Origin of the sequence: Halospina sp. K52047b, assembly GCF_008709855.1 — a bacterium.
In the GTDB taxonomy this organism is placed as follows: Bacteria; Pseudomonadota; Gammaproteobacteria; order Pseudomonadales; family Oleiphilaceae; genus Halospina; species Halospina utahensis_B.
Genome location: NZ_VYJH01000013.1, coordinates 46,466 through 58,506, shown reverse-complemented (window position 1 = coordinate 58,506; position 12,041 = coordinate 46,466). Strand labels below are relative to the sequence as shown.

Below are 12,041 nucleotides of genomic sequence, written 5' to 3'. Positions count from 1 at the left end.
CTACACAGGTCGTAAATGCACTACCCGTTAATCCTGTCTATAATGCAGGCCTCTGACGATCCATTCCGCATCACATTGGTAGAGGGACGCCGCCATTACTGATCAACAAGCCCCCCAAGTGCACGATGACGAAATTGACCTGGTGGATCTGGCGCGGGCGCTGATCCGGCGCCGGTGGGTGATCATCGGGACCTTCCTGGCGTGCACACTGGGGGCTGCCTTCTATGCGTTCTCCCAGGAACGGGTCTACGCGTTCACCACCAGTATCGAGTTGGGTGAGTTCGGGCCCCAGGAGTACGTGGCCAGTGCCTCCGGCACCAAAAATACCATCGAGGAGCGCATCCTGCTCAGCGCCAAACGGGCCTACCTGAAAGAGCGGGACCTCGAATCCATGCCTTTTGATGTGTCCGTCTCCACGGCGGAGGAAAGCAGCTTTGTAAACCTGGTGACGGAGGCGCCTCTGGATGAACAGGAGACGGTGGCTGAGTTCCATGATCGGATTTACAAGCGCCTGCGTGATGAGCACCAGTCCCGCCTGAGCATCCTTGAAGAAGAAAGCGACGCCAAGCTCAAGAACCTGCGCGGGGCTCTGGAGGCGGAGCAGCGCCGGATGAAGGTGCTTGAGGGGCTGAGCGTGAACTCGACGGAGCAGGCCGGCAACGGCGATACACAGGCGCAGGCCCTGGCCGGAGAGGACGTGCGCGCGACCCTGGCCAGCTCGGACGCGGCGCTGACCCTGCTGTTGAGCCAGCTCCAGCTCAATGAGCGGATCTCCGAGCGCGAGGAGCGCATCAACGAGATCCAGAGCAACCTGCGCGAGGAACAGACCCGCCGTTCCTGGATCAAGCCCACCCGCGCGGAAGACCTTGCCATTGCCTCCCTTAATCCCGTGGGCACCAGCCGCGCCCTGATCCTGGTGCTCGGTGCGCTGCTTGGCGGCATGCTGGGCGTGTTCATGGCGTTCTTCGTGGAATTCGCCGCCCGCGTCCGCGAGGCGGAAACCTCCTCGTAGGAGCGAGCCTCGCTCGCGATTTTTGGGTATCGCTTGCGGGGCAAGCTCCTACGGAACAGCGTTTCCGTATTGCCATGTAGGAGCGAGCTCTGCTCGCGATGGTCTCTGGTATCGCTTGCGGGGTTCGCTCCTACAGTGGGGGAGGCGGCTTTTCCCGGGGGTGCAATGGTGAAAGGGTCCCCCTTTCACGATGAAATACCCTCCTGAGACACCCCGGCTTCTACGTATTGCTTTCCTTTCATTAACGTCCTTCCAGAACAACGCTTTAACAGCGTCTTTGTTGTTTCCGAACGCTCTGGCACAGCGCCTGCAATAGGTCAGGCAGAGCTGAACCAGAGACTGAACGTGCAGGAGGTGGAGCCTTCTGCGTTCCCGGACAACAACAAGGCGCTGACCAGCCATGACCAAACCACTCGAAGATGTGCGGATCATTGATCTGACGCACATGCTCTCCGGACCCTACGCCGGCATGCTGCTGGCGGATCTGGGAGCGGAGTCGATCAAGGTTGAGCCGCTCAAGGGGGAGGGCACCCGCTCGCTGCTTGCCGGTAACCCCAAGTTCTCCCATGGCGGGCAGGGGGCGTACTTCATCACCCTCAACCGCAACAAGAAAAGCGTGTGCATCGACCTCAAGAGCGAGGATGGCCTGGCCATCTTCTATGATCTGGTGCGTGATGCGGACGTGGTGCTGGACAACTTCTCCGCCGGCGTTCCCACCAAGCTGAAGATCGACCACGAGCACCTTTCCGAGATCAACCCGCAGATCATCACCTGCTCGGTCACCGGCTTCGGCGAGGACGGGCCCAACTACCAGCGCCCAGCCTTCGACCAGGTGGTGCAGGGCATTGGCGGTGGCATGTCGATCACCGGCCATGACGCCGAGCACCCGGCGCGCGCGGGCATTCCCATTGGGGACCTTGGCGGCGGCATGTTCGCGGTCATGGGCATTCTCTCGGCCCTGCACTCGCGCACCACCCATGGCTACGGCCAGCACGTGGACATCTCCATGCTCGACTGCCAGGTCAGCATGCTCAACTACATGGCCACCATGTATTTCCTTTCCGGCGAGAACCCCTCGCCCATCGGCAACAGCCACTTCGTGCACGTGCCCTACGACGCCTTCCGCACCAGCGATGGCTTCGTGATCATCGCGGTGATCTTCGACAGCTTCTGGGACAACCTGGTGGAGCTGCTCGACATCGATGAACTGCGCGACCCGGAGTACCGCACCCAGCCCGGGCGCTTTGCGGACAAGCACCGCATCAACGGCATCCTGACCGAGCTGCTGCGCACCGAGTCCACCGCGCACTGGGTGGAGCTGCTCTCCGGCGCCCGCATTCCCTGCGCCCCAGTCAATCGTCTGTCCGATGCGTTGAACGACCCCCAGGTGCTGTTCCGCAACATGGTGGTGGATATTCCCCAGCCGGACGGCGGCACCGTTCGTGCGCCCGGCAACCCCATCAAGCTCTCCATTGACGAGCCCGACTCCTACACACCGCCGCCGCTGCTGGGCCAGCACACCAGTGAGGTGCTGGAGAAGCTGGGCTACAGCGCGGACCGGATCCGTTCACTTCTGGATAAGGGGATCGTTGGATGATGGCAACCGCCGTAAACGATTCAGTCGTCATCAATGAGGTCGGCCCCCGGGACGGCCTCCAGAGCCAGGGCAAGACGCTGACACCAAGGGAACGCCTGGAGCTGATCCAGCGTCTTGTTAATACAGGGCTGCGTCACGTTGAGGCGGGCAGTTTCGTCTCGCCGAAGGCCGTGCCGCAGATGGCCGGCACGGATGAGGTCTTCCAGGGTCTGCCTTCAAAGGATCAGGTGCGCTACGCCGCCCTGGTTCCCAACATGAAGGGCTATGAACTGGCCGTGGCGGCCGGTGCGCGGGTGGTGAACGTGGTGCTCTCGGTCACCGAGACCATGAACTACGAGAACATCCGCCGCACTGTGGATGAATCCGCCACCGACTTTGAGGGGATCCTCGAGCGCGCCAGTGCCGAGGGCGTTGCGGCCCAGGCCTATCTGGCCGTGGCCTTTGAATGCCCCTTTGAGGGGCCGGTCAATCCGGAAGTGGTCCGCCATTACGCCGATCGCATGACGGCGGCCGGTGCGGAGAAGATCATCATCGCCGACACCATCGGTGCTGCCAACCCGAAAGGGGTGCAGGCAGTGCTTGAGGCCGTTGGCGCTGTGGTGCCGGTCAGCCGGATCGCCTGCCATTTCCACGACACCCGCGGCATGGCCCTGGCCAATGTGCTCGCCTCGCTCAACTACGGGGTCCGCGAGTTTGACGCCTCCATCGGTGGCCTTGGTGGCTGCCCGTTCTCGCCCGGTGCCACCGGCAATGTGGCCACCGAGGATGTGGCCCAGATGCTGGAAGCCATGGGCTACGACACCGGCATTGATCCGCTGGCGCTGGTGCCGGTGGTCCGCCACGCCCAGGCGCTGACCGGAACGGAGCTGGGGGGCAAGAGCTTCCGCTGGCTCGCCCGCCAGTACGACGGCCAGCAGGGAGGTGAACCCAATGGTTGCTAAGGTTTTCGGATTCGTCGCCCAGATCGCCCCCTGGGCTGTGGTCGCCAGCCTCGGCTATGCCGCGGCCTTCATCCACCCGACGGTGGAACCGCTGCCGCTGCCCCAGCCGCTGAAAGAACCACGGGACATCTTCTACGACGTGGCCAGCGCCAATGGCGAACGCTTCTGGTTCGTGGGCAACGCCGGCACCGTGCTGGAGGGCACCCGCGAGCCGCAGGGCTGGGAGCGCCACACCATGCCCGAGGCCATCAACCTCCAGGGTGTGGCCGTGACCCCTGAGGGTACCGTGGTGGCCGTGGGGAACGAGGGTGCGGTCTTCATCCGCCGGGCGGGGGAGTCGGAATGGACATCCCAGCGCCTGCCAGTGTCCGAACGCGCCGGCAAGATGGTGGACGCGGCCTGGCTCAAGGGTGAGCTCTGGGTCGTGGGCGAGATGGGCGCGATCTTCCGCAGCGATGACGGCGGCCGCAACTGGCAGTCACTGGGCCTGGATGAGGACATCGGGCTCAACGACATCAATGCCGCGCCTGACGGCACCCTCTGGATCACGGCCGAGTTCGGGGAGCTGATCCACTCGCAGGACAACGGCCAGAGCTGGCAGACCCGGACCTTCGGTTCCGAAAGCCTGCGCTCGGTCGACTTCACCCAGAACGGCGCCGGCGTGGTGGTCGGCAACAACGGCACCATGCTGTACCGCGCCGGCCCGGACAGTGACTGGCGCAAGCTTGACCCCGTGACCTCCGAGCACCTGTACGACGTGGGCTTTGACGGCGAGCGCTGGCTGGCTGTCGGTAACTCCGGCGCCCTGGTCACCTCCACCGACGGGCAGCAGTGGCAGAGCCGCGAGCCCGAGAACTTTGGCAGCGGCTACCACACCCGCCTCCAGACCACTGAACGCGGCACCGTGATCGCCGGCCAGACCATTGGCCTGCTGCGGGCCTCCGACTGGAACACCTGGCCGGTAGCAGAGGAGAACCAATGATGTCGCTCAGCCGTTTCGCTCAGGCCCTGTCTGAATTCTGTATTCGCCACCGCAAGCCGGTGACGGCCCTGATCGTGGTCTCCACGATCGCCATGGCGGCACTGCTGACGCGCCTGGAGGTCTACACCGAGTTCAGTGACATGGTGCCTCAGGGCCACCCTTACGTGGACGTGCACCAGGAGTACAAGGAGACCTTCGGGGGCTCCAACAAGGTGTCGATCATGGTGGCGGCCGAGGAGGGCACCATCTTCCAGCGCCCAATCCTGAAGGAGGTGCAGCGCATCACCCAGGAGCTGGCCAAGGTCAGTGGTGTGAATCCCTTCCAGATTACCTCCCTGGCCTCGCGCAAGCTCAAGTCCGTGAACGCCTCTTCCCGGGGCATCGAGAGCGTGCCGCTGATGTGGCCGGATGTGCCCGAGACCCGCGAGGGCGTGGACAAGCTTCAGAGCGCGGTGCTCAACAACCCGCTGGTCTACGGCATCTACGTGGCCCAGGACCAGGGGTCGACGCTGATCCAGGTGGACTTCTACGACAACCTGGTGGACTACACCAAGATCTTCCCGCAGATCCAGTCGATCCTGGATGCCTCGCCGGTCGAGGACCAGGTCGAACACCACATTGTGGGCCAGCCGGTGCTGTACGGCTGGGTGAACCATTATCTGGGCGAGACCGTGAACATCGCGCTGGCCTCGCTGGGGGCGATGCTTCTGGCGCTGTTCCTGCTGAACCGGACCTGGCGCGGGACGCTGCTGCCGTTGCTCAGTGGCGTGGTCTCGACCATCTGGGCGCTGGGCATCGGGGTGCTGCTGGGCTTCAACTTTGATCCGCTGGTCATCGTGGTGGCGTTCATCATCACCGCGCGCTGCTTCAGCCATGCGGTGCAGCTGATCACCCGGTTTGATGACCTGTGCGACGGCGAGGGCGTTCAGCCGAAAAAGGCCGCCGAGCAGACCATGAAGGAGCTCTTCCGGCCCGGGCTTCTGGGGCTGGTCTCGGACGCCGGCGCCATCCTGTGCGTGGTGCTCACGCCCATCCCGCTGCTGCAGAAGGTGTCCATCATCGGTGCCATCTGGGTCATGACCATCGGCTTCTCCGCCGTGATCCTGACCCCGGTACTGCTGAGCTGGGTTAAGGCGCCGCTGCGCAACGCCCACCCGCTGAACCTGCGCTTTCTGCTGACCGCGGTGCTGAGCGTGGCGGTGAAGGTGGTCGAGACCCGCGCCCGCTACGTGGTGCTGCCGGTGACCGCCATCGCGGTGGGCCTGCTGGTGTTCAAGGCCACAGACCTGACCGTGGGCGATGCCACCCCCGGCTCGCCGATCCTTTGGGAGGACTCGTCCTTCAACCGGGACAGTGCGCTGATCAATGAGCAGTACCCGGGCACCGAGCAGATGTTCATCGTGCTCTCCGGCGGCGACGACGTGCTCAAGCGCCCGGATGTGCTCGACTGGATGCAGCGCTTCCAGCGCCGCATGGAGCGCATGCCGCAGGTCGGGGGCAGTCTCTCGCTGGCGGACATCGTGGTGGACGTGCGGCGCAACCTCTATGAGGGCAACCCGCGTTACCGCGAGCTGGGCAACAGCCAGATGGAGAACGGCGAGCTGATCAGCTTCTACATGCAGGGCGCGGCGCCGGACGATCTGGCCCAGTACGCCAACCCCATGTTCAGCGACGGCTCGGTGATCCTGTTCCTGCAGGACCGCAAGGGCGAGACCCTGCGTCAGGCGACCTACCAGATCAAGCGCTTCATCAATAACAACCCGCTGGATGGCGTGGACGTGCGCATGGCGGGCGGCTCGCTGGGCATTATCGCGGCGGTCAACGAGGTGCTTCTGAGGGACCAGGTCGAGGCGATCGCGCTGGCGCTGCTGGTGGTGATCCTGTCCTGCCTGGTGGTGTATCGCTCTTCCGCCAGCGGCATCTTCTTCATGGTGCCGGTGCTGATCTCGAACGTGGTGACCTTCGCGTTCATGGCCTGGCAGGGCATTGGCATGAGCATCAGCACCCTGCCGGTGGTCGCCCTGGGCATCGGGCTGGGGGTGGATTACGCCTTCTACATCGTGGACTCGGTCAAGGAATACCTTGAGAAAGAGCCTGATGGCGATGCCGTGGAAGCCATCCGCCAGTCCCTCTATTCCGCTGGACGCGGGGTGCTGCTGACGTCAGTGACCCTCGCCGCCGGCGTGCTTCTCTGGTCCTTTTCCTCTCTCCGCTTCCAGGCGGAGATGGGCATGCTTATCGGGTTGTGGTTGCTCGTTTCAGCGTTCACCTCGCTGTTCGTCATGCCCTCCCTGGTAAGGGTTCTGCGCCCGAAGTTCATCTTCGGCCAGGCCCCGCAGACTACCCCGGCTGATCAGACAGCCGGAAAACCTGCTCCTTCCACGTACTGACTACGGGTGAACGACATGAGCACATACAACAAACGCGGCCTGGTCCGCAAAAACGTCCCGAGGCGTCTGCTGCTGGCAGGGGCAATTGCTGCGGCATCAGCCGGGGTCACCACGCCGGTGTATGCCGAGGAACCGAACTGGCTGCTCAAGGACTGGGAAATCAGTGGCTATCTGCGCCAGTACGTTGGCATGAACCTGGAGAACCCGACGCTGATCGGCCCCGGCCCGGCGATCTTCGATGGCACGCAGGAGGACGATTACAAGTACGACCTCTCGATGCTGCGCTCCGTGGGCAAGCTGAACCTGTTCCGGGACTTCGGCGACGGCACCCGCTTCAAGTTCAGTGGCCGGATCTCGCGCGAGGTGAACACCGAGTACATGCGCGACATGCAGCGGGTGGCCGAGGAATGGTCGCAGACCCCGGGCGGCGATGGCACCGCGTACCGGGATCTCAAGCGCGACGTCTACAACGACGAGGAAATACGGGCGGCCTGGGTCCAGATGGACCTGACGGATTCGACGAACCTGAAGCTGGGCCGGCAACAGGTGGTCTGGGGCGAGACGGACTTCTTCCAGCTGATGGACGTGGTTCACGGCTACGACTTCCGCTGGCGGTCCTTCCTGGAGCCGGAGAACGAGGAACTGCGTAAGCCGCTCAATATTGTGAACCTGCGCCAGCGCATCGGCGACGGCGATCTGCAGGCAATCTACATTCCGGGCGAGCTCAACGACAAGGAAGACTTCGGCAACAACTACGACGTTGAGGGTGGGCGCTGGGCCAACCAGCCGAACCGGGGTGTGCAGTTCCAGTCGGCCCCGTTCGGCGCGAGCGTGCGCTACAACTACGAGCACCCGGACGCGGATGTGACAGATGGCGCTGGCGGTCTGCGCTGGAACAGTACGATCGGCAACTGGGGCTACTCGCTGGCCTGGTTCCACGGGCCCAACCCGAACCCGGTGGCCAACCCAAATCCGGCCACCAACAACACCGCGCCCACACTGAGTGATGGGCCCTATGAAGGGGTGTATGAAGGCGAGTCGAACTGGGCCGGGGAGTTCATCTTCCCGACCATCGATGTGTTCGGGGTGACCGCGAACAACTACTTCCCGGCACTGGATGTGGTGTTCAGCACCGAGCTCGCCTACATCCCGGATGCGCCCTATAACTTTGGCCTTGAGAGTAACGGTAATCCTGCGTCCACGCAGGCCTGCGGGTTTTTCCCCGGCTTCTGTGGTATTAAGGAGAAGAACCTCTTTCGGTCGATGTTCCGCATCGACAAGCAGCTGGACCTCACCGACCTGATCGGCACCAGCCGCCCGTCGTTCGCCAGTATCCAGATCTTCAACAACTGGATCACGGATTACGAGGGCAGCGACCAGCTGGTCAACACCGCCGGCTTTGGCGGCAAGACCGAGGAGTTCAGTTCCATCCTGACCGCCGTGCTCTCGGCGAACTACGCCAACGACACGGTGAATCCGTCACTGGCCGCGGTCTCCGACCTGACCTATGGCGGTGGCGTGATCATACCGGCTGTTGAACTGGTACAGGGGGACCACATCCGTATTCGTCTCGAGGGGAACTTCTTCTTCCACGAGACCGACCAGGACCGCCCGCTTCAGGGTTTCAACGACACCAACCTGTTCGGGTACTTCTCAGGCAATGACCAGCTCATGGCCCGCCTGACCTACCAATTCTGAGGAGAACAACAATGACCATCCAACCCACGATCCGAAAGATGACACTGGCGCTGGCCATGGCGGCTGGTTCCAGCGGGGCCCTGGCGGCGGCGCTTTCCCCGGGGGACAAACTGAACGCGGACAACCTGGAGCAGCGCCTCCAGGATACCTTCGAGGGCAACACCATTGAGTCGCTGCTGACCGATGTGCAGCAGCGCCTGATCCAGGAGGAGGGGCTGGTGATCACCCTCAAGGAATCCGAGCCCGTGAAGCTGGGCGAGGACTACATGGCGGCCACCGAGAAGTATTCGGACCAGGCCACCTTCGATCCCGAGACCCGGCTGATGGAAGGCTGGGTGGCGGGCATGCCGTTCCCGGATGTGACCGAGGACACGCCGCACGCGGCGGAGAAACTGGTTTGGAACCACCACGTGGCCCAGCCCACCAAGAACTTCCAGGACTACCCGAAGTTCGCGTACCTGTTCGTGGATGACGAGGACGGACTGGAACGCCGCCAGGAGTGGGTGTTCAAGCGTTTCTACACCAAGGGGCGCCTGGGCGAGGAACAGACCGAGGTGGGCGATGAGGATGTGCTGTTCAAGCAGCTGCTCTACGCCACCTACCCGAATGACATCCGGGGCCTGGGCCTGTTCACCATCCGCTACGACGGCCCGCAGCTGGATGACAGCTGGGCCTACCTGAAGACCGTGCGCCGGACCCGGCGGCTGTCCGGCGGGACCTGGATGGACCCGATCGGCGGTACCGACCAGCTCAACGACGACATCGAGATCTTCAACGCCCACCCGACCTGGTACCCGGAGTACAAGCTGCTGGGCAAGCGCACCATCCTGGCCGTCGCCCACAGCCAGAACCGCTCCTGGAACCTGGACGCCAGCGGCCCGGAGGAGTTCCCGATCATCGACCTGGACGACGCCCCGCACTGGAACCCGCAGGACGAGTGGGAGCCGCGTGACGTCTGGGTGATCGAGGCCACCGCGCCGCCGGAGCACCCCTACAGCAGGAAGGTCATGTACATGGACACCGAGTTCCCGCGCTTCTACATGGCGGACGTCTATGACCGCAAGGGCGAGTTCTGGAAGTGGATGAACTACAACCTCAAGACCGTGCCCACCGAGGACGGTGATCGCGGGATTGTCTCGGCCGCCGGCTTCACCATCGACTACCAGCGTCGCCACGCGACCATCTTCATCCTGCACCCGGATGTGCGCCTGAACACGCCCGGAACCGGTCCTGAAGACATCAGTCTGCGTGAGCTCGAACGGGCGGCGGAACGCTGATGCCTCGCCTTTCAACCATCGAGCAACGGGCGGCTGACGCCCGTTGCCACCAATCGTCTGTAGGAGAGCATCTATGAGCTTCAGATTGGGTGTGGATGTCGGGGGTACGTTCACGGACCTGCTCCTGATCAACGATGCCACCGGTGAGGCGTTCACCTGCAAGGTGCCCTCAACGCCGAGTGACTCCTCCCAGGGGGTACTCAACGGCATTGAGCAGATCTGCCGCACGTCCGGGGTCAAACCACAGGACATCACCTCGGTGATGCACGGCACCACGGTGGCCACCAACGCCATCCTGACGCAGAAAGGCGCCCGGGTTGGATTGGTAACAACCCAGGGCTACCGCCAGGTGCTGCACATTGCCCGTTCCTACGTGCCGGGCGGCATCGGCGGCTGGGTGATCTTCAACAAGCAGCCACTGCTGGCCTCGCTGGAGGACACGGTCGAGGCCCATGAGCGTATCGGGGCCAAAGGGGATGTGGTGACGCCGCTGGATGACAACGACATCCGGGGCAAGCTCCAGGCGCTCAAGGAAGCGGGCGTGGAGGCGGTGACGGTCTGTCTCATCAACGCCTACGCCAACGGCGAGCACGAGCGCCGCATCGGTGAGATCGCCGCCGAGGTGATGCCGGACATTCCGGTGTCGCTGTCCTCGCGGGTGGTACCGGAAATGCAGGAGTACGAGCGCACCGAGACCACGGTGGTGAACAGCTTCGTTCACCCGGAGGTGTCGAGTTACCTCAGTCACCTGGAAAAGGAAATCGCCCACCGGCTGGCCGATGATGTGCACCTGTCGATCCTGCGCTCCGACGGTGGTCTGGCGGCCAGCGAGGCGGCGGCCGCGACACCGGTCAACCTGTTGCTCTCCGGCCCTGCCGGCGGCGTGGCCGGGGCTATCTGGTTCTGTTCGCGGGGTGGCTTTGACCGGGTGCTGACCTTCGATGTGGGGGGAACGTCCACGGACGTGGCCCTGATCGAGAACAGCAGCGCCCGGCTGCGCCGCGAAACCCAGGTAGGGGACGTGGCGGTACGCGCGCCCTCGGTGGACGTGCGTACGGTCGGGGCCGGCGGCGGCTCCATCGCCTTTGTGCCAGAGCTGACCAAGGCCCTGCGCGTGGGCCCGGATAGCGCCGGTGCCACACCAGGCCCGGCGGCCTACGGCCAGGGCGGTGAAGCCCCGACCGTGACCGACGCCGACGTGGTGCTGGGTTACCTGCCCGCCGACCAGAAACTGGGCGGCAACATGGCCCTGCGCAAGGATCTGGCGGAAAAAGCGGTCCAGACCGTGGCGGACGCCATGGACCTGTCGATCAAGGACGCGGCCGAGGGCATCGTGCGTATTGCCAACGAGCACATGTTCGGGGCCCTGCGCCTGATCTCCGTGGAGCAGGGCTATGACCCCCGGGACTTCGCGCTCTGTGGTTTCGGTGGCGCCGGCCCGCTGCACGCCAACGCCCTGGGGATCCTCATGGATGCCTGGCCGGTGATCATCCCGCCCTCGCCAGGGGTGCTGTGCGCCTACGGGGATGCCACCACCCGGGTCAAGGACGAGGCGTCGCGCTCACTGGTCAGGGGCTTCTCAGGCCTGACGAAGGAGGACGTGGTCGCGACCCTGGACCAGCTGACCCAGCAGGTGAATGACTCGCTTGCGGACCAGGACATTCCCCGGGACCAGCAGGTGGTGACCTGGGAGGCGGATGTGCGCTACCAGGGCCAGGCCCTGCTGCTGACCCAGGTGGTCGAGCCCGAGACCCTGCGCAGCGAGGGACTGGACGTGCTCCGGCGCGCCTTCGATGCCGAGCACCTGCAGCTGTTCAGTTTCTCGCTGGATGAGGAGCACGAGCTGGTGAACCTGCGCGCCACCGCCAGGGCGCCGCGCCCGAACATCCGGGAGCGCCAGTGGGCGGTCAGCGAGACCAGTTCGGATGTCGCCATCGTGGGCGAGAGCCCGATCTATTACGAGGGCCGGGACTACAACGCCACGCTGTACGACCGCGACCACCTGAGTCCGGGCCATGTGGTGGAAGGGCCGGCTATTGTCATGGAGATGGACTCCACCACCGTCATCCTGCCCGGTTACCACGCCACCGTGGACAGGGTCGGGAACCTTCTGATCGAGCCTGCCAGTCCGGGCAAGGAGTAAC

The 12,041-nt window shown here is 64.0% G+C and carries 8 protein-coding genes; all 8 read left to right on the top strand.

All coding sequences use genetic code 11. The features are described from left to right. Positions 1–118 precede the first annotated feature (118 nt). The 8 genes from F3089_RS13985 (at position 119) to F3089_RS13950 (ending at position 12,040) form a co-directional block, all read left to right on the top strand. The gene (locus tag F3089_RS13985) at positions 119–1,012 is read left to right on the top strand and encodes a Wzz/FepE/Etk N-terminal domain-containing protein (protein ID WP_192497395.1); all 894 of its coding nucleotides are present in this window, start codon (positions 119–121) and stop codon (positions 1,010–1,012) included. A gap of 400 nt (positions 1,013–1,412) precedes the next feature. Beyond that, a complete protein-coding gene (locus F3089_RS13980; RefSeq protein ID WP_151441398.1) occupies positions 1,413–2,609 on the top strand; it encodes a CaiB/BaiF CoA transferase family protein in 1,197 nt (398 codons plus the stop codon). Beyond that, positions 2,606–3,550: a hydroxymethylglutaryl-CoA lyase gene (locus F3089_RS13975; RefSeq protein ID WP_225741770.1), complete on the top strand. Its 945-nt coding sequence runs from the start codon at positions 2,606–2,608 to the stop codon at positions 3,548–3,550. The genes F3089_RS13980 and F3089_RS13975 overlap by 4 nt, the downstream gene beginning before the upstream one ends. Next, positions 3,540–4,532: a WD40/YVTN/BNR-like repeat-containing protein gene (locus tag F3089_RS13970; protein ID WP_151441397.1), complete on the top strand. Its 993-nt coding sequence runs from the start codon at positions 3,540–3,542 to the stop codon at positions 4,530–4,532. Before F3089_RS13975 ends, F3089_RS13970 begins: the two co-directional genes overlap by 11 nt. Further along, the gene (locus F3089_RS13965) at positions 4,529–6,922 is read left to right on the top strand and encodes an efflux RND transporter permease subunit (protein WP_225741769.1); all 2,394 of its coding nucleotides are present in this window, start codon (positions 4,529–4,531) and stop codon (positions 6,920–6,922) included. The genes F3089_RS13970 and F3089_RS13965 overlap by 4 nt, the downstream gene beginning before the upstream one ends. Before the next feature lie 15 nt (positions 6,923–6,937). Further along, a complete protein-coding gene (locus F3089_RS13960; RefSeq protein ID WP_151441396.1) occupies positions 6,938–8,620 on the top strand; it encodes a DUF1302 family protein in 1,683 nt (560 codons plus the stop codon). 11 nt (positions 8,621–8,631) lie between these two features. Continuing rightward, positions 8,632–9,897, top strand: coding sequence for a DUF1329 domain-containing protein (locus tag F3089_RS13955; protein WP_151441395.1), 1,266 nt, complete (start codon positions 8,632–8,634; stop codon positions 9,895–9,897). 73 nt (positions 9,898–9,970) lie between these two features. Beyond that, positions 9,971–12,040: a hydantoinase/oxoprolinase family protein gene (locus F3089_RS13950; RefSeq protein ID WP_151441394.1), complete on the top strand. Its 2,070-nt coding sequence runs from the start codon at positions 9,971–9,973 to the stop codon at positions 12,038–12,040. Position 12,041: the final 1 nt, after the last annotated feature.